Origin of the sequence: Mycobacterium sp. HUMS_12744610 (genome assembly GCF_041206865.1) — a bacterium.
Taxonomy (GTDB): Bacteria; Actinomycetota; Actinomycetes; order Mycobacteriales; family Mycobacteriaceae; genus Mycobacterium; species Mycobacterium servetii.
Map to the genome: position 1 here is coordinate 3,750,675 of NZ_JBGEDP010000001.1, position 23,263 is coordinate 3,773,937.

A 23,263-nucleotide genomic window follows, 5' to 3' on the forward strand; every position below is an offset into this window, starting at 1 on the left:
GCCGCACGGGCGCCGACGCGCGGAGATGGCGGGCGATCGAGCGGTAACGGGGGGTTTAAACCCGCGCTGGAGGCGACAAGACTGGGGAGGTACGCGTGCGGTCGCAATGCAGGACAACCGTACTGTTAAAGTGGCTCCGCCGGCACGGCCCGTCGGCGCAAGAACTCAATCCCCGGGAGTTGATGTGACTAGCAAGGATCCTGTGAACTCGTTCGGAGCCCGAAACGACCTGAAGGTCGGCGACAAGAGTTACCAGATCTATCGCCTGGACGCCGTCCCCAACACCGGGAAACTCCCGTACAGCCTCAAGGTGCTCGCCGAGAACCTGCTGCGCAACGAGGACGGCAGCAACATCACCAAGGACCACATCGAAGCCATTGCGAACTGGGACCCCGAGGCCGAGCCCAGCATCGAGATCCAGTACACGCCCGCCCGCGTCATCATGCAGGACTTCACCGGCGTGCCCTGCATCGTCGACCTGGCCACCATGCGCGAGGCCATCGGCGATCTGGGCGGTAACCCGGACAAGGTCAACCCGCTCGCACCCGCCGACCTGGTGATCGACCACTCGGTGATCGCCGACCTGTTCGGCACCCCCGACGCGTTCGAGCGCAACGTCGAGCTCGAGTACCAGCGCAACGGCGAGCGTTACCAGTTCCTGCGCTGGGGCCAGGGCGCGTTCCGGGACTTCAAGGTGGTCCCCCCGGGCACCGGCATCGTGCACCAGGTCAACATCGAATACCTGGCGCGTGTCGTCATGGAACGCGACGGGGTCGCCTACCCGGACACGTGCGTGGGCACCGACTCGCATACCACGATGGTCAACGGCCTGGGTGTGCTGGGCTGGGGCGTGGGCGGCATCGAGGCCGAGGCGGCGATGCTGGGCCAGCCGGTGTCGATGCTGATCCCACGGGTGGTCGGCTTCAAGCTGACCGGCGAGATCCAACCGGGTGTCACGGCCACCGACGTGGTGCTGACCGTCACCCAGATGCTGCGCGAGCACGGTGTGGTCGGCAAGTTCGTCGAGTTCTACGGCGAGGGCGTCGCCGAGGTGCCGTTGGCCAACCGCGCCACGCTGGGCAACATGAGTCCCGAATTCGGTTCCACCGCAGCTATTTTCCCGGTCGACGAGGAGACCATCTCCTACCTGCGGTTCACCGGGCGCAGCGAGGAGCAAGTGGCGCTGGTCGAGGCCTACGCCAAGGAGCAGGGCATGTGGCACGACCCCGGGCACGAACCCACCTTCTCCGAATACCTCGAGCTCGACCTGGCCGACGTGGTGCCCTCGATCGCCGGACCCAAGCGTCCGCAGGACCGAATCCCGTTGTCGCAAGCCAAGGCAACGTTCCGCCGGCAACTCCCCGGCTATGTCGACGACAGTCAGGACACCGCGGAGTACTCGAAGCTGGACGAAGCCGTCGACGAGAGCTTCCCCGCCAGCGACCCGTCGTCGCTGTCCTCCAACGACCACGACGACGCTCCCGAGGTATCGGCCGCCCAACACGCCAACGGCCGTCCGAGCAACCCGGTGACCGTGAAATCCGAGGAGCTCGGCGAATTCGTGATCGACCACGGCGCGGTGGTGATCGCCGCGGTCACGTCCTGCACCAACACGTCCAACCCCGAGGTGATGCTGGGCGCGGCGCTGCTGGCGCGCAACGCCGTCGAGAAGGGCCTGGCGACCAAGCCGTGGGTGAAGACCTCGATGGCGCCCGGCTCGCAGGTGGTCCACGACTACTACGAGAAGGCCGGCCTGTGGCCGTACCTGGAAAAGCTCGGCTTCTACCTCGTGGGCTACGGGTGCACCACCTGCATCGGCAACTCCGGGCCGCTGCCCGAGGACGTCTCCAAGGCCGTCAACGACAACGACCTCGCGGTGACCGCGGTGCTGTCGGGCAACCGGAACTTCGAGGGCCGCATCAACCCCGACGTGAAGATGAACTATCTGGCGTCGCCGCCGCTGGTGGTCGCCTACGCGCTGGCCGGCACCATGGACTTCGACTTCGAGTCCGAGCCGCTGGGCAAAGACGAGAACGGCAAAGACGTCTTCCTCAAGGACATCTGGCCGTCGCAGAAGGACGTCTCCGACACCATCGCCTCGGCGATCAACTCCGAGATGTTCACCAAGAACTACGCCGACGTGTTCAAGGGCGACGCGCGCTGGCGCAACCTGCCGACCCCGAGCGGCAACACCTTCGAGTGGGACCAGGACTCGACGTACGTACGCAAGCCGCCGTATTTCGCCGGCATGCCGGCGGAACCCGAACCGGTCGACGACATCACCGGTGCGCGGGTGCTGGCGCTGCTCGGCGACTCGGTGACCACCGACCACATCTCCCCGGCCGGCGCGATCAAACCGGGCACCCCGGCGGCGCAGTACCTCGACGAGCACGGCGTGGACCGCAAGGACTACAACTCCTTCGGTTCCCGGCGCGGCAACCACGAGGTGATGATCCGCGGCACGTTCGCCAACATCCGGCTGCGCAACATGCTGCTCGACGATGTTTCCGGCGGCTACACCCGCGACTTCACCCAGGAGGGCGGTCCGCAGGAGTTCATCTACGACGCGGCGCAAAACTATGCGGCACAGAACATTCCGCTGGTGGTGCTGGGCGGTAAAGAATACGGGTCCGGCTCCTCGCGGGACTGGGCGGCCAAGGGCACGCTGCTGCTGGGCGTGCGGGCGGTGATCGCCGAGTCGTTCGAGCGCATCCACCGGTCCAACCTGATCGGCATGGGCGTCATCCCGCTGCAGTTCCCCGAGGGCAAGTCGGCCGGTTCGCTCGGGCTAGACGGCACCGAGGTTTTCGACATCACCGGGATCGGCGCGCTCAACGACGGCAACACGCCCAAGACGGTGCACGTCAAGGCCAGCAAGGACTCCGGTGACCCGGTCGAGTTCGACGCCGTGGTGCGCATCGACACCCCCGGGGAGGCGGACTACTACCGCAATGGCGGCATCCTGCAGTACGTGTTGCGCAACATGCTCAAGTCGGGCTAGTGACGATCGCGAGCGCGGCGCGGCCCGGCGCAGCGGGCCGCCGCCCGCAGAGCTAGCCGACCACCTGTGCCGAAGGTCAGCCAGGACCATCTGGCGGCTCGCCGCCGCCAGATCCTGGACGGCGCCCGTCATTGCTTCGCCGAGTACGGCTACGACAAGGCCACCGTCCGCCGGCTCGAACAGGCGATCGGGATGTCGCGCGGCGCGATCTTCCACCATTTCCGCGACAAGGACGCACTGTTCTTCGCCCTGGCGCACGAGGACGCCGAACGGATGGCCGACGTGGCGTCCCGCGAGGGCCTCATCCAGGTGATGCGCGACATGCTCGCTGCGCCCGAGCAGTTCGACTGGCTGGCCACCCGCCTGGAGATCGCGCGCAAGCTGCGCAACGACCCCGCCTTCAGTCGCGGGTGGGCGGAACGGTCCGCGGAACTGGCGGCGGCAACGACCGAACGGCTGCGCCGGCAGAAGGAGGCGCAGCGGGTGCGCGACGACGTCCCCGCCGACGTGTTGCAGTGCTATCTGGAACTGGTCCTGGACGGCCTGGTGGCGCGGCTGGCATCGGGGGAGGATCCGCGGCGGCTGGCCGCGGTGCTGGACCTGGTGGAGAAGTCGGTGCGGCGCAACGACTCCCGGTCACCGGCGTAACCGGTCAGGCTAGGTTCGCGAGGACCTCGCCGTGCGGTTGGGCCCGCCGCGGCCGCGCATCGTGTTGCCCGACTCGCGCAGCATGCTGTGCACCGATCCGTACGATCTGCCGACGGTGGCCGCCAGGTTGCGAATACTGGCCCCCTGCTCGTAGGCGCTGCGCAACTCACCCAGCAATTGCTCGCGCGTCGTGTTCGACTTCTGCACCGGCTTTCCCACGGGTATCCTCCCCAACGCTCGCTCACGATCCAAGCACCCAGAGTAAGAACCCGGTGTCCGGCGTGGGCTGGATTGACCGAAAATCGCCTGCGGCGGCGCGGCCGAACTAGGCCAGCTCGATCAGATCGCGGTATTCGTCGGACCAGTAGTCCTCGGTGCCGTCGGGCAGCAGCAGCACCCGCTGCGGGTCGAGCGCCTCGGCGGCACCGGGGTCGTGCGTCACCAGCACCACGGCACCGGCGTAGCTGCGCAGCGCGTCGAGAACCTGCTCGCGGGACGCGGGATCGAGGTTGTTGGTCGGTTCGTCCAGCAGCAACACGTTGGCCGTCGACGCCACCAGACCGGCCAGCGCCAGCCGGGTCTTCTCACCGCCGGACAGCGTGCCCGCCGGCTGGTCGAGCTGCGGGCCGCTGAACATGAACGCCCCGAGCAGCCCGCGCAGGTCCTGCTCGCCGGATTCGGGTGCGGCGTGCCGGATGTTCTCCCACACGGTCGCGTCGTCGTCGAGCGTGTCGTGCTCCTGCGCGAAATAGCCGATCCGCAAACCGTGTCCGGGCTCGAGGCCGCCGGTGTCGGGGCTTTCCACACCCGCCAGCAGGCGCAGCAGCGTGGTCTTCCCGGCGCCGTTGAGCCCCAACACCACCACCCGCGAGCCGCGGTCGATGGCCAGGTCCAGGCCGGTGAACACCTCGAGCGAGCCGTAGGTCTTGCTCAACTCCTTGACCACCAGCGGCGTCCGCCCGCACGGAGCCGGCGTCGGGAACTTGATGCGGGCCACCTTGTCGGCCACCCGTTCGTCGTCGAGGGCGGCCATCATCCGGTCGGCGCGCCGCAACATGTTCTGCGCCGCAGCGGCTTTGGTCGCCTTGGCGCCCAACTTGGCCGCCTGCTCGCGCAGCGCAGTGGACTTGCGCTCGGCGTTGGCGCGTTCCCGGCGACGACGCTGCTCGTCGGTGGCACGGGCGTCGAGGTATTTCTTCCAGCCCATGTTGTAGATGTCGACCTCGCCGCGCACCGCGTCCAGGAACCACACCCGGTTGACGACGTCGGCGAGCAATTCGACGTTGTGGCTGATGACCACCAGCCCGCCGGTGTGCGCCCGCAGGAAATCGCGCAGCCACCCGAGCGAATCCGCATCCAGGTGGTTGGTCGGCTCGTCGAGCAGCAACGTGGTGTCCGAACCCGAGGCTCCCGCTCCGCCTTCGGAGGCCGCGAACAGGATGCGCGCCAGTTCCACCCGGCGGCGCTGCCCGCCTGACAAAGTGCGCAGTTTCTGCGTCAGCACCCGGTCGGGCAACCCGAGGCTCGCGCAGATGCGGCCGGCCTCGCTTTCGGCGCCGTAGCCGCCCAGCGCGACGAACCGCTCCTCCAACTGCCCGTAGCGGCGGATCGCGCGGTCGCGCGCCTCGTCGTCGGCGACCTCGGCCATCAGCACCTGCTGCTTCTCGAGATCGCTGACCAGCACGTCGAGGCCGCGGGCCGACAGCACCCGGTCGCGCGCCAGCACCTCCAGATCCCCCTGTTTGGGATCCTGTGGCAGGTAACCGATTTCGCCGGTGCAGATGACCGAACCGGCGTACGGCTGACCCTCCCCCGCCAGGATCCGCAGGGTGGTGGTCTTGCCCGCGCCGTTGCGCCCGACGAGCCCGATGCGGTCGCCGGGCTGCACGCGCAGGTCCGGGCCGTCGGGTGAGAGCAGGATGCGCGCGCCGGCGCGAACCTCGAGGTTCGTGGCCGTGATCACGATCGCGCCCCTTGCCTATTTGTCGTCGGTGAAAACCGCCGGCCGGCGCTCTTTGCGCGCGGCGACCGCTTCTTCGAAGTTCGCGGTGAGCAGGCGGACGAACAGCTGTCCGAGGCCCTCAGCCTGCATATGCCCCTCCAGGCTACCGGCATCGAGCCCGCTCCACAGTGTGCGCTTGGTCAACTCCGTCCCCGGCCGGGAAAACGCCGCGATCCGCCCGGCGATGGCATAGCAGGTGTCCAACAGCTGATCCTGGGGCACCTGGCAGGACACCAGGCCGATCCGCTCGGCCTCCTCGGCGGTCACGTCGCGGCCGGTCAGCATGATCTCGAAGGCACGCGAGGATCCGATCGCCCTGGGCAGCAGGTAACTCAGGCCCAGTTCGCTGGCGGTCAGGCCGTTGTTGATGCCCGCGGCGCGGAAGTAGGCACCGGTCGCGGCGACGCGGATGTCGGCAGCCAGCGCCAGGCACAGGCCACCGCCGATGGCCGGGCCGTTGACCGCGGCGATTACCGGTTGGTGCAACCGGCGCAGGGCCAGGATGACCTCGTCCAGAACCTCCATCGAGCGCAACGCGTAGGTGGGACGGGTCAACCCGTCCACGTGGGGCACCGCGCCCGCGGACTTGTGGTCGGCGCCCGAGGAGAATCCCCGGCCCGCCCCGGTCAACACCACCACCCGCACCGAATTGTCGTGCCTGACCCGCTCGAGAGCCTCCCTGAGCGGCACCATGACGTCGAACGCCATGGAGTTCATCCGCTCGGGGCGGTTGAGGGTTACCAGCGCGACGCCCGGTCGCGGATGCTCTACCAGAACCAAACTCACCCGTGAACGGTAGCGCGGACCCCCGCGCCGGGCCGCGACGCAGCGCGGCGGGGGCTCAGGTCTGGTCCGCCTGATCCGCCTGAGCGGCCTCGACGTCGAACGCCTTGACCTGCCGCACCAGGTCCTCCAGCGCCGCCGGCGGCAGGGCTCCGGGCTGATTGAACAGCAGCATGCCCTTCTTGAACGCCATCAGGGTGGGGATGGAGCGGATCTGGGCGGCCGCAGCCAGCTCCTGCTGGGCCTCGGTGTCGACCTTGGCGTGGACGATGTCGGGGTGCTTCTCCGACGATGCCTCGAACGTCGGCCCGAACTGACGGCACGGTCCGCACCACGAGGCCCAGAAGTCGACGAGCACGATGTCGTTGCCCTCAATCGTTTCGTTGAATTTCTCAGCAGTGAGTTCCAAAGTTGTCACACCGAACCCAACGCGGCCGGGGGGGCGTTGTGTTCCCGCGACGGGCCGGGCGGCGCCCCGGTTACGGTTGCGTACCTATTCCGGCTCGGAGGACACTGTGGCTGATGCCCGCCGGTGAAGGGAACCACCTTGGGCCACTACATCGCGAACGTGCGTGATCTCGAGTTCAACCTGTTCGAGGTGCTCGAGTTGGGCGCTGTCCTCGGCGCCGGGAAATACGGCGACCTCGACGAGGAGACCGTCCGGACCATCCTGGCCGAAGCCGCCCGCCTGGCCGAGGGCCCGCTCGCCGAATCGTTCGCCGTCGCCGACCGCCACCCGCCGGTGTTCGACCCTCAGCAGCACACCATCAGCGTGCCCGCCGAGTTGGCCGAGACGGTCGAGGCGATCCGAGCGGCCGGGTGGTGGCGACTGGGCCTGGCCGAAGAGATCGGCGGCGTGCCCGCCCCGCCGCCGCTGACGTGGGCGGTCAACGAGATGATCATCTGCGGCCATCCCGCCGCCACCTTCTTCTGCCTCGGTTCGTTGATGGCCCAGGCGCTGTACGAGGTGGGCACCGACGAGCAGCGGCGGTGGGCGGCCGAGGGGCTGGAGCGCGGCTGGCAGGGCACCATGGCGCTCACCGAGCCCGACGCGGGCTCGGACGTCGGCGCGGGCCGCACCAAGGCCGTCGAGCAGCCCGACGGCACCTGGCACATCGAGGGCGTCAAGCGGTTCATCTCCGGCGGGGATGTCGGGGACACCGCCGAGAACATCTTCCACCTCGTGTTGGCCCGGCCGGAGGGCGCCGGCCCGGGCACCAAGGGGCTGAGCCTGTTCTACGTGCCCAAGTTCCTGTTCGACCCGGACACATTCGAGCTCGGTCCCCGCAACGGGGTCTATGCCACAGGGCTCGAACACAAGATGGGCATCAAGGCGTCCCCGACTTGTGAGATGACGTTCGGCGCCACGGACGTCCCAGCCGTGGGCTATCTGGTGGGCGGCGTGCACAACGGGATCGCACAGATGTTCACCGTGATCGAGCAGGCGCGCATGACCATCGGCGTCAAGGCCGCCGGCACCCTGTCCACCGGCTACCTCAACGCGCTGGCCTTCGCCAGGGAACGGGTGCAGGGCGGCGATCTCACCCAGATGGCCGACAAGACCGCGCCGCGGGTGACGATCATCCACCACCCCGACGTGCGGCGGAGCCTGATGACCCAGAAGGCCTACGCCGAAGGCCTGCGCGCGCTGTACATGTATGCCGCCACACACCAAGAAGACAGCGTGGCGCAACATGTTTCGGGCGCTGATCACCAGATGGCGCACCGCGTGGACGATCTGCTGCTACCGGTGGTCAAAGGGGTGAGCTCCGAACGCGCCTACGAGGTGCTCACCGAGTCGCTGCAGACGCTGGGCGGTTCCGGCTACCTGCAGGACTATCCCCTCGAGCAGTACGTGCGCGACTCCAAGATCGACTCGCTCTACGAGGGCACCACGGCCATCCAGGCGCTCGACTTCTTCTTCCGCAAGATCGTCCGCGACCGGGGTGAGGCGCTGCGCTTCGTCACCGCCCGGATCGCCGCGACCATCGACACCTGCGACGAGGCGCTCAAACCGGACGCGCGGCTGCTGCAGACCGCGCTGGAAGATGTCACGGCGATGACCGGGGCGCTGACCGGGTACCTGACGGCGGCCGCCGAGCATCCCCCCGAGATCTACAAGGTGGGACTCGCCTCGGTGCGCTACCTGCTGGCGGTGGGCGACCTGCTGATCGGCTGGCGCCTGCTGGTCCAGGCCGGGGCGGCGCGCGCCGCGCTCGACCGGGCCGCCGCTACTGACGCGGCGTTCTACCGCGGCAAGATTGCCACCGCCGGCTTCTTCGCCCGGAACATCCTGCCCAGGCTGAGCTCCCTGCGCAGCGTCGTCGACTCCCTCGACGGCGACCTCATGCGGGTTGCCGAAGACGCCTTCTGATTTTGTTACACACAGGTTACTTTCAGCTTCAACGGGTAAACCCCTTGCGTTGGTGCCAAACCAGGATTGGAGAAACGTTGATATCTGTCAGCCCACAGTCCCCTCGACTCACCCGGTTCGCTGTTTTCGCTGTCACCGGAGCCACCGCGCTCTCCATCGCGGCCTGCACCTCGTCGAACAAGTCCAGCTCGACGTCGACGTCGACGTCGACCTCCACGTCCATGTCCACCTCCACCGAGACCTCCACCAGCGGTGTGCCCCCGGCCGAGGGTCAGGCCAAGGTCAGCGGGCTGGTCGCGTCGGTCGCGGGCAACGCGGTCCAGGTCACCCAGAAGGACGACTCCAACGCCACCGTCGACTACACGCCGACCACCAAGATCACCGAAATCACCCCCGCGGCGCTCACCGACGTCACCACGGGCAGCTGCGTGATCGTGCGGCCCACCAAGGCCGAAGCCGAGGCCGGACAGCCGGTCACCGCGGCGTCGGTGCGTGTCAAGCCCGCCGTCAACGGCAAGTGCCCGCAGGGGCCGAAGTCCCCGGCCGCCTCCAGCAGCCCGGCGCCGTCGGGCTCGGCCACGCCGGCGCCCGCCAAGCCGATACCGGTCCGGGGCACGGTCGCGTCGGTGGCCAACAACACGATCAACGTCACGACCAACGACGCCGCCGGCAATCCCGTGCAGACGGCTGTGACGGTCGACGGCAAGACCAAGTACTCCAAGCAGGTGGAAGCCACCAGCGACGCGATCACGCAGGGCAAGTGCATCAAGGCGCGCGGCACCAAGGACAGCACCGGCACGCTGCAGGCGACCAGCATCAAGCTGCGCGAGGCCGTCGACGGCAAGTGTGGCAAGGCGGCGCAACCCGCCCAGGGCGGCTGACGGCGACCCGCTCGCCTCAGCCGCCTGAGGTTCGTATCGCCCGGTGCGGGCGCGGTGTGACGCGCCCGCACCGGGCATCGACGTGCGATCGGAGAAAGTCGGTGCCTGCCATCCCGGTGAAACCTCGGGTGCTCCAACCCGCGATCGTCGCCGTCATCGTCGCGCTGACCGTCGCCGCGTGCGGCGCCACGCACACCACGAACAGCGACGCCGGGAAGCGCAGCGTGACGGCGACTGCCCCACCGCGCTCCGCACCGAGCGCGGCGCCGCCGGCACCCCCGGAGGGCAGGGACTACGTCGAGGGCCTCGTCGAGTCGGTGTCGGGCAACGCGATAGCGCTTCGGACCCGGACCGGGAGCGCGACGGTCGACTTCGCGCCGTCGACGCGCGTCGTCGAGGTCACCCCCGCCCGGCTGAGCGACGTGACCCCCGGCAGTTGCGTCAACGTCCGCGCCACCCCGCAAAGCGCCCCGTCGGGCGGCGGCGTCACCGCCGACTCAGTGACGATCGCCCCGGCGGTCGACGACACCTGCCCGCCGCCCGCAGGCCTCTATGGCAGGGTGGCCGCGGTCTCGGGCAACACGATCTCGGTCGACGGCGGCCCCGGCGGGAAGCCGCCCACCACGGTGACCGTCCTGAACACCACCACTTACCGCAAGCAGACCCAGGCCGGCGCCCAGGCGATCGTCAAAGGCCGGTGCCTGGGAGCCCAGGGAACCGGCGGCGACGGGGTACTGCAGGCGACGACCATCAGCCTGGAGGCGTGCCCACCGATGGGCGGCCACCATCATCACCATCTGCACCTCCCGCACTTCCCCTTCCACCTGTAGGGCCCGTCCACCGTAGGGCCCGTCGGGGTTGGGGCCGACTCAGACGGTGAAGCCGAGGGCCCGCAGTTGCTCGCGGCCGTCGTCGGTGATCTTGTCCGGGCCCCAGGGCGGGTTCCAGACCCAGTTGATCCGCAGCTCGTCGACCAGGCCGCTGCCGACCAGCGCCATGCGCGACTGGTCCTCGATGACGTCGGTCAGCGGGCATGCCGCCGACGTCAACGTCATGTCGATGACGGCGACGGTTCCCTCGTCGCCCTCGTCGACGACGTTGAGGCCATAGACCAGGCCCAGGTCGACGACGTTGATGCCCAGCTCCGGGTCGACGACGTCGCGCATAGCCTCCTCGACGTCGGCGAGCAGCTCGTCGTCCGGGGCGGTGGTCTCGCTCATCACCCAACCTCCTTCAAAGCTTCGCAGGCCCGGGCCAGCGCGTCCTTACAGGCCATCCATCCCAGCAGCGCGCACTTCACCCGCGCCGGGTACTTGGCGACGCCGGCGAAGGCGATCCCGTCGCCTAACACGTCCTCGTCGCCCTCGACGGTGCCGCGGGAGGACACCATCTCGGTGAACGCGGCGATGGTCTCGAGCGCCTCCGGGACGCTCTGGCCGATCACCTGCTCGGTGAGCACCGAGGTCGCCGCCTGGCTGATCGAACACCCCTGCCCGTCATAGGAGACGTCGACGACGCGCTCACCGTCGTCGGACAGCGCGACCCGCAGGGTCACCTCGTCGCCGCAGGTCGGGTTGACGTGGAAGACCTCCGCGCCGAACGGTTCCCGCAGTCCCCGGTGCTGCGGATGCTTGTAGTGATCGAGAATCACTTCCTGATACATCTGCTCGAGCCGCAACGTCATTCTCTCCCGAAGAAATCGAGCGCGCGCCGAACGCCGGCCACCAGACGGTCGACCTCCTCGGCGGTGTTGTACACCGCGAACGACGCGCGCGCGGTGGCCGCCACCCCGAACCGGCGGTGCAGCGGCATCGCGCAATGGTGCCCGACGCGCACCGCGACGCCCTCGTCGTCGAGCACCTGCCCGACGTCGTGCGCGTGCACCCCGTCCACGACGAACGACACCGGGGAGCCGCGGTCCACCAGGGACGTGGGCCCGATGATCCGCACGCCCCCGATTTCCGAGAGTCCCTCGAGGGCCGCGGCGACCAGTTCTCGCTCGTGGGCCTCGACGGCGTCCATCCCGATCGCATCCAGGTAGCGCGCGGCCGCACCCAGCCCGACGACCTGGGAGGTCATCGGCGTGCCCGCCTCGAAGCGTTGCGGTGCGGGCGCGTAGGTGGACGTCTCCATCGTCACGGTCTCGATCATCGAGCCGCCGGTGAGGAACGGCGGCAGCGTCGCCAACAGCTCGCGGCGGGCATACAGCGCGCCGATCCCGTTGGGGCCCAGCATCTTGTGCCCGGAGAAAGCCGCGAAGTCGACGTCCAGCGCGTGCAGGTCGACCGGCTGGTGCGGCACCGACTGGCAGGCGTCCAGCACGGTCAGCGCGCCCACCGCCCTGGCCCGGGCGACGATTTCGGCCACCGGCGCCACCGCCCCGGTGACGTTCGAATGATGGCTGAAGGCGACGAGTTTCACCCGCTCGTCGAGCCGCAGCGAGTCCAGGTCGATGCGGCCCTCGCCGGTGACGCCGTACCAGCGCAGGGTGGCGCCGGTGCGCCGGGCCAGCTCCTGCCACGGCACCAGGTTGGCGTGGTGCTCGAGCTCGGTGGTGACAATGACGTCACCCTCGCCCACGGCCCGCTCGAACCGGTTGTCGCCCAGCACGTAGGACACCAGGTTGAGCGCCTCGGTGGCGTTGCGGGTGAAGACCAGTTCGTCGGCGTCGGCGCCGACGAACGCCGCGACGTCCGCGCGGCCCTGCTCGTAGGCGTCGGTGGCCTCCTCCATCAGCTGGTGGGCGCCGCGGTGCACCGCGCCGTTGGACGTGAGCAGGAACTCACGCTCGGCGTCGAGCACCGGCAGCGGGCGCTGCGAGGTCGCCCCGGAATCCAGATACGCCAACTGGTTCCCGCCACGCATGACGCGCTGCAGGATCGGGAAGTCGGCGCGGATGGCCGCGACGTCCAGCCGGGTCGGGGTCGTCATGGGTCACGCTCCCGCAGCCGCTTGGGTGAAGCGCACGTAGCCGTTCTGCTCGAGTTCGTCGGCCAGCTCCGGCCCACCGGACTCGGCGATGCGGCCGCCGACGAAAACGTGGACGAACTGCGGGCGGATGTAGCGCAGGATGCGGGTGTAGTGGGTGATCAGCAGGATGCCCCCGTGCTCGGTCTCGGCGTAGCGGTTCACTCCCTCGCTGACCACCCGCAGCGCGTCGACGTCCAGCCCGGAGTCGGTCTCGTCGAGGATGGCGATCCTGGGCTTGAGCAACTCGAGCTGCAGGATCTCGTGGCGCTTCTTCTCGCCACCGGAGAATCCCTCGTTGACGCTGCGCTCGGCGAACGCGGGGTCGATCTCGAGCGAACCCATCGCCGCCTTGACCTCTTTGACCCAGTGCCGCAGCTTCGGGGCCTCACCGCGCACGGCGGTGGCCGCCGAGCGCAGGAAGTTCGACACCGACACGCCCGGCACCTCGACGGGGTACTGCATGGCCAAAAAGATGCCGGCCCGGGCGCGTTCGTCGACGCTCATCGCCAGCACGTCCTCGCCGTCCAGCGTGATCGACCCCGAGGTCACCCGGTACTTGGGGTGGCCGGCGATCGCGTAGGACAACGTCGACTTGCCGGAGCCGTTGGGGCCCATCAACGCATGCGTCTCACCGGATTTCACCGTGAGGTCCACACCGTTGAGGATGGGGATCTCGCGCTCCCCCTCGGCGGCGTCGGGATTGTCGACGCTGACATGCAGGTCCCTGATTTCCAGTGTCGTCATGAGGTTGTCGTCTTCTCCGTGAGTTCGAGTTCGTGTTCAATGGCTGCGGTCAGCCGTTCCCTTACCTCGGGCACCGCGATCTTGGAGATGATCTCGCCGAAGAAACCGCGGATCACCAGCCGGCGCGCCTGCTCCTCCGGGATGCCTCGGGAGCGCAGGTAGAAAAGCTGCTCGTCGTCGAAACGCCCGGTGGCGCTGGCGTGGCCGGCGCCGGCGATCTCACCAGTCTGGATCTCCAGGTTGGGCACCGAGTCTGCGCGCGCCCCGTCGGTAAGCACCAGATTGCGGTTGGCCTCGAAGGTGTCGGTGCCGGTGGCCGCCGCGCGGATCAGCACGTCGCCCACCCACACGGTGTGCGCGTCGGGCAGCGCGGAGTCCGGATCCCCTTGCAGCGCACCCTTGTACAGCACGTTGGACGTGCAGTCCGGCTGCGCGTGGTCCACCAGCAGGCGCGACTCCAGGTGCTGGCCGTCGTCAGCGAAATACAGGCCCAGCAACTCCGCGTCGCCGCCGGGGCCGTCGAAGCGCACGGTGGCCGACATCCGCACGACCTCCCCGCCCAGGGTGACGGCGACGTGGCGCAGCACCGCGTCCTTGCCCAGCCTGGCGTGGTGGGCGCTGACGTGCACCGCGTCGTCGGCCCAGTCGGCGATCCAGACGACGGTGAGCCGGGCCGCGTCGCCGACCACAAATTCGACGTTGTCGGCGTAGGTTCCGCTGCCGCGGTGGTCGATGACGACGACGGCCTCGCCCAGTTCGTCGGCGCGGACCTGCAGATGCCCGTAGGCGACCGCGCCCTCGCCGGGCCCGGTGACCGTGACGTTGACCGGTTCGGCGACCTGTACGTCGCGCCCGACGGTGATCAGCGTCGCGGAGTTGAACGATGAAAAAGCTTGCGCCGCAACGCGGTCGGTGGGGGCACCGGCCTGGCCCAGGCGTTCGTCACCGCGGCGGACGGTCTCGGTGTGCACGCCGGGCCGCTCGTCGACGTCGATGCGCGCGCTGCCGGTGGCGGGCGCCGAGCCGTCGTGCAGGCCGCGCAGCCGCCGCAGCGGGGTGAACCGCCACAACTCGTCGCGGCCGTGCGGGACCTCGAAGGCGTCGACGTCGAAGGAGGCGAACAGCTCACCTTTGGTGAGCGCGCCCGTCGTTCCCGTGGCGGTCATCCGACCGCACCTTCCATCTGCAGTTCGATGAGCCGGTTGAGTTCCAGCGCGTACTCCATCGGGAGTTCCTTGGCGATCGGCTCGACGAAGCCGCGCACCACCATCGCCATCGCCTCGTCCTCGGTCAGCCCGCGGCTCATCAGGTAGAACAGCTGGTTGTCGCTCACCTTGGACACGGTGGCCTCGTGACCCATCGTGACGTCGTCCTCGCGGATGTCGACGTAGGGATAGGTGTCGCTGCGGCTGATCGTGTCGACCAAAAGCGCATCGCATTTCACGCTGGAACGTGAGCCGTGCGCGCCCTTGTTCACCTGCACCAGGCCGCGATAGGAGGCGCGGCCGCCGCCGCGGGCCACCGACTTGGACACGATGTTGCTCGACGTGTTGGGCGCCAGGTGCAGCATCTTGGCGCCGGTGTCCTGGTGCTGGCCCTCGCCGGCGAAGGCCACCGACAGCACCTCGCCCTTGGCGTGCTCGCCGGTCATCCAGACCGCCGGGTACTTCATCGTCACCTTCGAGCCGATGTTGCCGTCGACCCACTCCATGGTGGCGCCGGCCTCGGCACGGGCCCGCTTGGTGACCAGGTTGTAGACGTTGTTCGACCAGTTCTGGATCGTGGTGTAACGGCAACGGCCGCCGGGCTTCACGATGATCTCGACCACCGCCGAGTGCAGCGAGTCGCTCTTGTAGATCGGCGCGGTGCAGCCCTCGACGTAGTGCACGTAGGCGCCCTCGTCGACGATGATCAGCGTCCGCTCGAACTGGCCCATGTTCTCGGTGTTGATCCGGAAGTAGGCCTGCAGTGGGATGTCGACGTGCACGCCCGGCGGGACGTAGATGAACGATCCGCCGCTCCACACCGCGGTGTTCAGCGCGGAGAACTTGTTGTCCCCCGCGGGGATCACGGTGCCGAAGTACTGCCGGAAGATCTCGGGGTGCTCGCGCAGCGCAGTGTCGGTGTCCAGGAAGATAACTCCTTGTGCCTCAAGGTCTTCCCGAATCTGGTGGTAGACCACCTCGGAGTTGTGCACCACCAGACCTTCGGCCACGAAGTTGTGCGGTCCGTCCACCTCGATGTCGAAGACCGGCTCGACGGTGTGGGGTTCGATCGACTTGACCCGCTCGAAACCGAGCCAGTCGTTGGTGTGTGCCCGGATCGTCGTTCCATGTGCGCCGGTGGACGAGTGCATGTAGCGCCGCCGGCCGAAGCGGTCCGTCCGCTTCGGGTTACGGCAGCCGAGCCGCTCGAAGTCACCGGAAATGCCGAGCCGCCAAGCGGTTTGGATGCGCTGCGGTGCATGCCGATAGGGTTGCGTGAACGACCACGGGCCACCCGCGCGCAGACCGCTTAATTCGGCCAGTTCGCGGGCCTGCCCGAGCGACGCTTCGTTGGCACAGGTCAGGAGGACCGATCCGCTGCTCGCCGGCCCCACGTACCCGTCGGCGTCGACCCAGCCGCCGAGAAACGCCAGCCGCTGATCGACCGGCACGCCGTAGACCCAGTCCGGCACATGCTTGGTCAGCGACAATCCGTTGAAGCCAAGCGTCACGATCCACTCGGTCAGCGCCTTCGAGTTCACGACGACACGGTATTCGTCGGCTTCGATGCAGCGCAGGCCGAAAAGCTCATTGACCACCCGGGTCAACTCCGCGCGCAACTCGACATCGGCTGCCGGAATAGCGAACTGAACCCGATACGTCCTCCCCGAAACGTGCAGGTTGCCGTCACCGACGTAAAGGCCGAGCAGCCACATCAAGTCGACCGAGCTGGCCTGCGGCGCAGGCAAACCGGCCACGCCCGGAAGTTCCGCGTTGGCGCCGAACTCGGGGATTCCCCTTGGCACGGCGACGAAGTCGCCCGGCTTGATCTCACCAACTGTCACCCAACGGCGGGCAAAGCGCGCGCGTTGCCGGCCCTCTTTGCGTTCGTCCCGCAACACCAACATGGGGTGGTTATCGGTCGCGCGGATGCTGCGACGGGTCGTCTTGACCGTGTAGGTGAGCCGAGTGTCCGTCTGCGCGGAGGCCTTGACCGGGGCCACGACAAATCGCTCGTCGTCCTCGTCGTAGGAGAACACCCGGTCACCGCGCTGGATTTCCTTGATCGGCACTTGTCCCCGGTTGGCCGTCCACACCAGGGTCTCTCCGGCCAGACATTCGTACTGCGCGGCGACACCCGAGACCAGCCGCTGCTTTTCGGCTTCCGGAATGCCGAGCTTGTCGTAGGTCTTGCGGATGTCCTCCGGCAGGTCGTCCCACGTGGCGGCCTGCTTCTCGGTGGAGCGCACGAAGTACTTGATGTTGTCGAAGTCGATGCCCTCCAGGTTCGACCCCCACGACGGCATGGGCTTGCGCTCGAAGATGCGCAGCGCCTTGAGCCGCGTCTCCAGCATCCACTCGGGCTCGTTCTTCTTGGCCGAGATGTCACGCACCACCGCCTCGGACAGCCCGCGCTGTGCGCTCGCGCCCGCGACGTCGGAGTCCGCCCAGCCGTAGCCGTAGCGGCCCATCGAGGCGATGGCCTCCTCTTGGGTGAGCGGGACGGCAGCGGTCTTGTCGGCTTCCAGGGTCATGACGACGCTCCTTTGATGCTCGTGGTGTCGGCGCGGCGCGGGCTGTGCGCCTTGCTCGGTGACTGGGTCAGGGGTACGTGGGTGGTGCAGGCGCAGTCGCCGTTGACGATCGTCGCCAACCGCTGGACATGGGTTCCGAGCACTTCGGCCATCGCCTGCTGCTCGGCCTCGCACAGCTCCGGGAACTCCTCGGCGACGTGCGACACCGGGCAGTGGTGCTGGCAGATCTGCACGCCGTGGATCGGCCCGCCCACCCGGGCGGTGGTGGCGACGTAGCCGGCCTTGGTGAGCGCGCCGGCGACGCGCGCGGCGGCCGCCTCGACCTCGGCGTCCTCGAGGCTGCCCGCCGCCTCGACGCCGGTCAGGATGGCATCGATGCGGCGACGGGCGAACGTCTTGATCGCGTCCTCGCCACCGACCTCGCGCAATTGCCGCATCGCCGCGGCCGCCAGGTCGTCGTAGGCGTGCTCGAGCTTGGCCCGGCCCGCCCCGGTCAACCGGTAGCGTTTGGCGGGACGCCCCCGACCCGCCTGCTGCCAGGCCGCGGCGGGCACGGACTCGGCGTCGCCGGCCTCGATCAACGCTTCGAGGTGACGCCGCACGCCGGCCGCCGCCAGGGCCAGCCGGTCGCCGATCTCGCCGACGGTGATCGATCCGGATTCCAGCAGCAGCCGCACGATCGCGCGGCGGGTGTGACCATCCGGCGTCGCGGGCGACACCGCCGCATCGCATGCGACAGCCTCGTCGCTGGTTCGGATTTTCACAACACCAGTGTGACGCAATTCCGGGCGCCGGTCCACCGCGGGTCCCCCCTGGAGGAGTTGCGCTGCTCACACCCCGTGCCCGGTCGAGGCTAGGCTGCTGAGGATGTCGGCTCGCCACCACACGCTGAGCTCGTCGATCGCCAGTCTGCACGGCGACGAGCTGACGGTGGGTTCGCCGCTGAACGACACCGAGCGCACCGCGATGCAACGCACCCGATTGTTCGGCGCCACCGGCACAGTCGTGATGGCGATCGGCGCGCTGGGCGCCGGCGCGCGGCCCGTCGTCCAGGACCCGACGTTCGGGGTGCGGCTGCTGAACCTGCCGTCCCGGATCCAGACCGTGTCGCTGACGATGACCACGACCGGGGCGGTGATGATGGCGCTGGCGTGGCTGATGCTGGGCCGGTTCGCGCTGGGCAGCAGGCGGATGTCGCGCGGCGACCTGGACCGCACCCTGCTGCTGTGGGTCCTGCCGCTGCTGCCCGCGCCGCCGATGTACAGCAAGGACGTCTACTCTTACCTCGCCCAGAGCCAGATCTCCCTGGAAGGGCTCGACCCCTACCGCGTGGGTCCGGCCTCCGGGCTCGGGCTGTCGCACGTGTTCACCCTGTCGGTGCCCAGCCTGTGGCGGGAGACCCCGGCGCCGTACGGCCCGTTGTTCCTGTGGATCGGGCGCGGCATCTCGTCGCTGACCGGGCAGAACATCGTCGCCGCCGTGCTCTGCCACCGGGTCGTGGTGCTGCTCGGGGTGGGCCTGATCGTATGGGCGACGCCGCGGCTGGCGCGGCGCTGCGGCGTGGCCGAGGTCAGCGCGCTGTGGCTGGGCGCGGCCAACCCGCTGCTGATCATGCATCTGGTCGGCGGCATCCACAACGAGGCACTGATGCTCGGGCTGATGCTGACCGGCGCCGAGTTCGCGCTGCGCGGCCTGGACCCGTCCCGCTTCCCGCGGCTCCTGCCCGCCACCTGGCGCCACCCCGCCGCCTGGGAGCCCCTGGGGCTGCTGCTGGCCGGGTCGGTCCTGATCGCACTGTCGTCGCAGGTGAAGCTGCCCTCGCTGCTCGCGCTCGGGTTCGTCACCATGGCGCTGGCCAACCGCTGCGGCGGTAGCCTGCGCGCGCTGCTGCTCTCCGGCGGCGCGATGGCGGGGTTGTCGCTGGCGGTGATGGCCCTGGTCGGTTGGGCCAGCGGGCTGGGGTTCGGCTGGATCTACACGCTGGGCACCGCCAACGTGGTGCGCAGCTGGATGTCGCCACCGACGCTGTTGGCCCTGGGCACCGGACAGGTGGGCATCCTGCTGGGGCTGGGCGACCACACCACCGCGGTACTGGCGCTCACCCGCGCCATCGGTGTGCTGATCATCACGGTGATGGTGGGCTGGCTGCTGGTGTCGGTCCTGCGCGGCCGGTTGCACCCGATCGGCGGGCTGGGTGTCGCGCTGGGTGTGACGGTGCTGCTGTTCCCCGTCGTGCAGCCCTGGTATCTGCTCTGGGCCATCATCCCCCTGGCGGCCTGGGCGACCCGCGCCGGCTTCAGGATGGCCGCCATCGTCATCACCCTGGTCGTGGGCATCTTCGGGCCGACGGCCAACGGGGATCGCTTCGCGCTGTTCCAGATCGTCGATGCGACGGTCGCCAGCACCCTCATCGTGCTGGGACTGATCGCGGGGACCTATACCCGGCTGCCGTGGCGGGGACTGCCGCCCGAGGGCCGGGAACCGGCCGAAGCGGCGCCGACCGCGCCGGCCCCCGAGTCAGCCGAGACCCCACGGCAGGCCGCGGCGCCGGACGCCTACGCTGATTCCACGTGAGCGCGCCCGCCTCGACCCCCGACGCCCCCGAAATCGTGGTACGGCTGCGCGGAGTGAGCAAACGGTACGGCTCCGGCGCGACAGCCGTGGCGGCCGTCTCCAACCTCGATCTGGACGTGCACGCCGCCGAGGTGTTCGCGTTGCTGGGCCCCAACGGCGCCGGGAAGACGACGACGGTCGAGATGTGCGAGGGCTTCGCACGCCCGGACGCCGGGTCGATCCAGGTGCTGGGCCTGGACCCGGTCACCGACAACGCGCGCCTGCGCGCGCGCATCGGGGTGATGCTGCAGGGCGGCGGTGGCTACCCCGCCGCCCGCGCCGGGGAGATGCTCAACCTGGTGGCCTCCTACGCCGCCGACCCCCTCGACCCCGCGTGGCTGCTGGACACCCTGGGCCTGACCGAGGCGGCCCGCACCACCTACCGGCGGCTCTCCGGCGGTCAGCAACAGCGCCTCGCACTGGCGTGCGCGCTGGTGGGCCGCCCGGAACTGGTGTTCCTCGACGAACCCACCGCTGGGCTGGACGCGCACGCCCGGCTGCTGGTCTGGGAGCTGATCGACGCGCTGCGCCGCGACGGCGTGACGGTGGTGCTGACCACCCACCAGCTCAAGGAAGCCGAGGAACTCGCCGACCGGCTGGTCATCATCGACCACGGCGTGCCGGTGGCCGCGGGCACGCCGGCGGAGCTGATGCGCAGCGGCGCGCAGGGCCAGTTGCGGTTCACCGCGCCGCCGCGGCTCGACCTGTCGCTGCTGGCCTCCGCCCTGCCGGAGGACTACCGGGTCAGCGAGGCGACGCCGGGCGAGTACCTGGTCGAGGGTGCCGTCGACCCGCAGGTGCTGGCGACCGTCACGGCGTGGTGCGCGCAGATCGGCGTGCTCGCCACCGACATGCGGGTCGGGCAACGCAGCCTCGAGGACGTGTTCTTGGATCTCACCGGCAGGGAGCTGCGTTCGTGAGCGAATCCCCTTTTCCCGCAGGCACTTTCACCCCGAACCCGCGGCCCAACACCGTGCCGCGCATGCTGGGCGCACAGTTCGGCCTGGAGTTGAAGCTGCTGCTGCGCAACGGCGAGCAGCTGCTGCTGACCATGTTCATCCCGATCACGCTGCTGGTCGGGCTCACGCTGCTGCCGCTGGGCTCCTTCGGCGCCAACCGGGCCGCCACCTTCGTCCCGGTCATCATGGCGCTCGCGGTGGTCTCCACCGCGTTCACCGGCCAGGCGATCGCGGTCGCGTTCGACCGCCGCTACGGGGCCCTCAAGCGGCTGGGGGCCACCCCGTTGCCGGTGTGGGGAATCATCGCGGGCAAGTCGCTGGCGGTGGTCGCGGTGGTGTTCCTGCAGTCGCTCATCCTGGGCGCTATCGGGTTGGCGCTGGGCTGGCGGCCCGCCCCGGCCGGGCTGCTGCTCGGCGGGGCGATCATCGCACTGGGCACCGCCGGATTCGCCGCCCTGGGCCTGCTGCTGGGCGGCACGCTGCGGGCCGAAATCGTCCTCGCGCTCGCCAACCTGCTGTGGTTCGTCTTCGCCGGGCTCGGCGCGCTGACCATCGAGACGCGGATGATCCCGGCGGCGGCCAAATGGCTCTCGCGGCTGACGCCGTCGGGCGCGCTCACCGAGGCGCTGTCGCAGGCGTTGACCTTGTCGGTGGACTGGTTCGGCGTCGCCGTCCTGGCGGTGTGGGGTTCGGTGGCGGCGCTGGCGGGGCTGCGCTGGTTCCGGTTCACCTGACGCCCACGCCCGTACTACAAGCCGTAGTTGTCGTTGCCTTACGATCGGACGCGTGCTGATGCGGCTGGTGAACCTGCTCCCCGATCCCAGCCTGCGCACCCAGCGCGTCATCGCCGCGATCGTGACCCTCACCCAGGGCGGCATCGCCGTCACCGGCGCGATCGTCCGCGTCACCGCCTCCGGGCTCGGCTGCCCCACCTGGCCGCAGTGCTTCCCGGGCAGCTTCACCCCGGTGGCCCACGCAGAGGTCCCGCGCATCCACCAGGCGGTCGAGTTCGGCAACCGGATGATCACGTTCGCGGTGGTCATCGCCGCGGTGCTGGCCGTGCTGGCGGTGACCCGGGCGCGCCGGCGCCGCGAGGTCCTGGTGTACGCGTGGCTGATGCCGGTGTCGACCCTGGTGCAGGCGGTCATCGGGGGCATCACCGTGCGGACCGGCCTGTTGTGGTGGACAGTGGCCATCCACCTGCTCACCTCCATGACGATGGTATGGCTGTCGGTGCTGCTCTACGTCAAGATCGGCGAGCCGGACGACGGGGAGGTCCGGCGGCGGGTGGCCCGGCCGCTGCGCGCCCTGACCGCCCTGATCGGGGCGAATCTGGCCGCGGTGCTGGTCACCGGCACGCTGGTGACGGCCGCCGGCCCGCACGCCGGGGACCGCGGCCCCAGCCGGGCGGTGCCGCGGCTGAAGGTCGAGATCGACACCCTGGTGCACGCGCACTCGTCGCTGCTGGTCGCCTACCTGGCGCTCGTGGTCGGCCTGGGCTTCGGCCTGCTGGCCGTCGGCGCGGCGCGGCCCATCCTGCTGCGGCTCGGCGTGCTGCTCGCCCTGGTGTGCGCGCAGGCCGCCGTCGGCACCGCGCAGTACTACACCGGGGTCCCCGCCGCCCTGGTCGCGCTGCACGTGGCGGGCGCCGCGGCGTGCACGGCGGCCACCGCGGCGCTGTGGGCGTCAATGCGACAGCGGGCCGAGCCCCAGCCGGTCGCAGGCTGACTCCACGGCCAGCGCGAACTCGCGCTCGGCGAGGTCACGGGCGCCGGCGTCCAACCGACGCCAGCCCAGCGACGGCTCCACCAGTTGCAGTTCCAGAAGGCGCGGATCGTCGTGCCCGCCGACGACGTGGGCGCGCGCGTAGAGCAGCTCGCGTCGCGCGACGCCCGTCCGGGCCGCCGCGGCGGCCAGCGCGGCGGCGCCGACCGCCCAGATCTCCGGGTCGGGTTCGGCCTGGACCAGCCGGCGTTCCCGCATCGTGAACGCGTGCGACGGCGCGCCGCCGAGAAAGACCAGCACCGACTCGGGGGCCGCGTCACAGGCTTGCAGCAGCACGGCACGGCCCGCCCTGTGTAGTTCGCCCGCGTCCACCACGGCCGAGACGCGGTCGGCGCAGCGGCGGCTCCCGGTGCCGACTGCCGGGCCGAGGAAGACGTGCCCGCTGGGCGGCACCCGGATACGTTCCCCGGGCGCGAAGAACTCCCCCGGCACCGTCGGCACCCCCGCACGCGCCAGGTCGGCCAGATAGTGGCGGTCGGCGTTCCAGGCCACCACGGCGGGCGGGTTCAGCACGTTGGCCATGACGCTCATCCAGGCCAGAAAGTCCTCGAGCCGCTCGGCGTAGTCGGCGGTGGCACGCAGGATCACCAGGTCCGCCAGACCCGTTTCGGGGTCGTCCCAGGACAGCCAGCGTGCGTGCAGACCGCGGTGGCGCAGCGCAGCGACCAGCCCCGCGTCGTCGCCGTCGCCGGTGACGTGCCGCCGACAGCCCGCCAGCACGATGCGCGGATGGAAGAGGTCCGGCCGGGCGAGCTTCATCTCCC

General features: G+C 69.5%; 21 protein-coding genes and 1 pseudogene. 9 read left to right on the forward strand and 13 right to left on the reverse strand.

Annotated features, from left to right (window positions below; genetic code table 11):
- Positions 1 to 184 precede the first annotated feature (184 nt).
- Both AB8998_RS17965 and AB8998_RS17970 read left to right on the forward strand, forming a co-directional pair.
- The gene (locus AB8998_RS17965) at positions 185 to 3,001 is read left to right on the forward strand and encodes an aconitate hydratase (RefSeq protein WP_369739118.1); all 2,817 of its coding nucleotides are present in this window, start codon (positions 185 to 187) and stop codon (positions 2,999 to 3,001) included.
- A 66-nt stretch (positions 3,002 to 3,067) separates the two neighbouring features.
- A complete protein-coding gene (locus tag AB8998_RS17970) occupies positions 3,068 to 3,649 on the forward strand; it encodes a TetR/AcrR family transcriptional regulator (protein ID WP_369739119.1) in 582 nt (193 codons plus the stop codon).
- A 9-nt stretch (positions 3,650 to 3,658) separates the two neighbouring features.
- Here the strand turns inward: AB8998_RS17970 and AB8998_RS17975 are convergent, their stop codons facing one another.
- The 4 genes from AB8998_RS17975 to trxA form a co-directional block, all read right to left on the reverse strand.
- The gene (locus AB8998_RS17975) at positions 3,659 to 3,856 is read right to left on the reverse strand and encodes a helix-turn-helix domain-containing protein (RefSeq protein WP_369741632.1); all 198 of its coding nucleotides are present in this window, start codon (positions 3,854 to 3,856) and stop codon (positions 3,659 to 3,661) included.
- Positions 3,857 to 3,974: 118 nt separating this feature from the next.
- Entirely contained in the window at positions 3,975 to 5,612 is a 1,638-nt protein-coding gene (locus AB8998_RS17980; protein ID WP_369739120.1) for an ABC-F family ATP-binding cassette domain-containing protein, read from the reverse strand.
- 15 nt (positions 5,613 to 5,627) lie between these two features.
- On the reverse strand, positions 5,628 to 6,437 hold the full coding sequence (locus AB8998_RS17985) for an enoyl-CoA hydratase (protein WP_369739121.1): 810 nt from the start codon (positions 6,435 to 6,437) through the stop codon (positions 5,628 to 5,630).
- Between the two features lie 55 nt (positions 6,438 to 6,492).
- The gene (gene trxA, locus AB8998_RS17990) at positions 6,493 to 6,852 is read right to left on the reverse strand and encodes a thioredoxin (RefSeq protein WP_369739122.1); all 360 of its coding nucleotides are present in this window, start codon (positions 6,850 to 6,852) and stop codon (positions 6,493 to 6,495) included.
- 129 nt (positions 6,853 to 6,981) lie between these two features.
- Between trxA and AB8998_RS17995 the strand changes: the two genes are divergently transcribed.
- Positions 6,982 to 8,808, forward strand: a complete 1,827-nt coding sequence (locus AB8998_RS17995; RefSeq protein WP_369739123.1) for an acyl-CoA dehydrogenase — start codon at positions 6,982 to 6,984, stop codon at positions 8,806 to 8,808.
- A gap of 28 nt (positions 8,809 to 8,836) precedes the next feature.
- Here AB8998_RS17995 and AB8998_RS18000 read toward each other — a convergent pair whose 3' ends face one another.
- Positions 8,837 to 9,031, reverse strand: coding sequence for a hypothetical protein (locus tag AB8998_RS18000; RefSeq protein WP_369739124.1), 195 nt, complete (start codon positions 9,029 to 9,031; stop codon positions 8,837 to 8,839).
- Here AB8998_RS18000 and AB8998_RS18005 point away from each other — a divergent pair.
- Together AB8998_RS18005 and AB8998_RS18010 are read left to right on the forward strand one after the other, a co-directional pair.
- Positions 9,030 to 9,689 carry a DUF5666 domain-containing protein gene (locus AB8998_RS18005; RefSeq protein WP_369739125.1) on the forward strand — a complete coding sequence of 220 codons (660 nt, stop codon included), beginning with the start codon at positions 9,030 to 9,032 and terminating at the stop codon, positions 9,687 to 9,689. The genes AB8998_RS18000 and AB8998_RS18005 overlap by 2 nt on opposite strands.
- A 116-nt stretch (positions 9,690 to 9,805) precedes the next feature.
- The gene (locus AB8998_RS18010; RefSeq protein WP_369741633.1) at positions 9,806 to 10,519 is read left to right on the forward strand and encodes a DUF5666 domain-containing protein; all 714 of its coding nucleotides are present in this window, start codon (positions 9,806 to 9,808) and stop codon (positions 10,517 to 10,519) included.
- 39 nt (positions 10,520 to 10,558) lie between these two features.
- Here the strand turns inward: AB8998_RS18010 and AB8998_RS18015 are convergent, their stop codons facing one another.
- From AB8998_RS18015 to AB8998_RS18045, 7 genes and pseudogenes are all read right to left on the reverse strand, one after another.
- Positions 10,559 to 10,909 carry a metal-sulfur cluster assembly factor gene (locus tag AB8998_RS18015; protein ID WP_369739126.1) on the reverse strand — a complete coding sequence of 117 codons (351 nt, stop codon included), beginning with the start codon at positions 10,907 to 10,909 and terminating at the stop codon, positions 10,559 to 10,561.
- A pseudogene (gene sufU / locus AB8998_RS18020) lies at positions 10,887 to 11,373 on the reverse strand (Fe-S cluster assembly sulfur transfer protein SufU); the annotation flags it as partial. The gene AB8998_RS18015 and the pseudogene sufU, both read right to left, overlap by 23 nt.
- Entirely contained in the window at positions 11,370 to 12,620 is a 1,251-nt protein-coding gene (locus AB8998_RS18025; protein WP_369739127.1) for a cysteine desulfurase, read from the reverse strand. The pseudogene sufU and the gene AB8998_RS18025, both read right to left, overlap by 4 nt.
- A gap of 3 nt (positions 12,621 to 12,623) precedes the next feature.
- The gene (sufC, locus tag AB8998_RS18030; protein WP_369739128.1) at positions 12,624 to 13,403 is read right to left on the reverse strand and encodes a Fe-S cluster assembly ATPase SufC; all 780 of its coding nucleotides are present in this window, start codon (positions 13,401 to 13,403) and stop codon (positions 12,624 to 12,626) included.
- Positions 13,400 to 14,569, reverse strand: coding sequence for a Fe-S cluster assembly protein SufD (gene sufD / locus AB8998_RS18035; protein ID WP_369739129.1), 1,170 nt, complete (start codon positions 14,567 to 14,569; stop codon positions 13,400 to 13,402). Before sufD ends, sufC begins: the two co-directional genes overlap by 4 nt.
- Positions 14,566 to 17,142, reverse strand: a complete 2,577-nt coding sequence (gene sufB / locus AB8998_RS18040; RefSeq protein ID WP_369739130.1) for a Fe-S cluster assembly protein SufB — start codon at positions 17,140 to 17,142, stop codon at positions 14,566 to 14,568. The genes sufD and sufB overlap by 4 nt, the downstream gene beginning before the upstream one ends.
- Positions 17,139 to 17,942, reverse strand: a complete 804-nt coding sequence (locus AB8998_RS18045; protein ID WP_369739131.1) for a helix-turn-helix transcriptional regulator — start codon at positions 17,940 to 17,942, stop codon at positions 17,139 to 17,141. Before AB8998_RS18045 ends, sufB begins: the two co-directional genes overlap by 4 nt.
- Before the next feature lie 67 nt (positions 17,943 to 18,009).
- Here AB8998_RS18045 and mptB point away from each other — a divergent pair, with 67 nt between their 5' ends.
- From mptB to AB8998_RS18065, 4 genes are all read left to right on the forward strand, one after another.
- Positions 18,010 to 19,716, forward strand: a complete 1,707-nt coding sequence (gene mptB / locus AB8998_RS18050; protein ID WP_369739132.1) for a polyprenol phosphomannose-dependent alpha 1,6 mannosyltransferase MptB — start codon at positions 18,010 to 18,012, stop codon at positions 19,714 to 19,716.
- Positions 19,713 to 20,675, forward strand: coding sequence for an ABC transporter ATP-binding protein (locus tag AB8998_RS18055; protein WP_369739133.1), 963 nt, complete (start codon positions 19,713 to 19,715; stop codon positions 20,673 to 20,675). The genes mptB and AB8998_RS18055 overlap by 4 nt, the downstream gene beginning before the upstream one ends.
- Before the next feature lie 62 nt (positions 20,676 to 20,737).
- Positions 20,738 to 21,448, forward strand: a complete 711-nt coding sequence (locus AB8998_RS18060) for an ABC transporter permease (protein WP_369741634.1) — start codon at positions 20,738 to 20,740, stop codon at positions 21,446 to 21,448.
- A gap of 58 nt (positions 21,449 to 21,506) precedes the next feature.
- Positions 21,507 to 22,442 carry a COX15/CtaA family protein gene (locus tag AB8998_RS18065; protein WP_369741635.1) on the forward strand — a complete coding sequence of 312 codons (936 nt, stop codon included), beginning with the start codon at positions 21,507 to 21,509 and terminating at the stop codon, positions 22,440 to 22,442.
- Here AB8998_RS18065 and AB8998_RS18070 read toward each other — a convergent pair.
- Positions 22,401 to 23,258: an ATP-grasp domain-containing protein gene (locus AB8998_RS18070; protein ID WP_369739134.1), complete on the reverse strand. Its 858-nt coding sequence runs from the start codon at positions 23,256 to 23,258 to the stop codon at positions 22,401 to 22,403. The two genes, AB8998_RS18065 and AB8998_RS18070, sit on opposite strands and share 42 nt — an antisense overlap.
- Positions 23,259 to 23,263 lie beyond the last annotated feature (5 nt).

Bases quoted from the DNA above. Each gene is read 5' to 3' on its own strand.
- AB8998_RS18005 (WP_369739125.1), top strand. From the start codon at position 9,030: ATGTCCACCTCCACCGAGACCTCCACCAGCGGTGTGCCCCCGGCCGAG.
- AB8998_RS18000 (WP_369739124.1), bottom strand. From the start codon at position 9,031: ATGGACGTGGAGGTCGACGTCGACGTCGACGTCGAGCTGGACTTGTTC.
- AB8998_RS18015 (WP_369739126.1), bottom strand. From the start codon at position 10,909: ATGAGCGAGACCACCGCCCCGGACGACGAGCTGCTCGCCGACGTCGAG.
- AB8998_RS18025 (WP_369739127.1), bottom strand. From the start codon at position 12,620: ATGACGACCCCGACCCGGCTGGACGTCGCGGCCATCCGCGCCGACTTC.
- sufC (WP_369739128.1), bottom strand. From the start codon at position 13,403: ATGACGACACTGGAAATCAGGGACCTGCATGTCAGCGTCGACAATCCC.
- sufD (WP_369739129.1), bottom strand. From the start codon at position 14,569: ATGACCGCCACGGGAACGACGGGCGCGCTCACCAAAGGTGAGCTGTTC.
- sufB (WP_369739130.1), bottom strand. From the start codon at position 17,142: ATGACCCTGGAAGCCGACAAGACCGCTGCCGTCCCGCTCACCCAAGAG.
- mptB (WP_369739132.1), top strand. From the start codon at position 18,010: ATGTCGGCTCGCCACCACACGCTGAGCTCGTCGATCGCCAGTCTGCAC.
- AB8998_RS18060 (WP_369741634.1), top strand. From the start codon at position 20,738: ATGCTGGGCGCACAGTTCGGCCTGGAGTTGAAGCTGCTGCTGCGCAAC.
- AB8998_RS18065 (WP_369741635.1), top strand. From the start codon at position 21,507: ATGCGGCTGGTGAACCTGCTCCCCGATCCCAGCCTGCGCACCCAGCGC.
- AB8998_RS18070 (WP_369739134.1), bottom strand. From the start codon at position 23,258: ATGAAGCTCGCCCGGCCGGACCTCTTCCATCCGCGCATCGTGCTGGCG.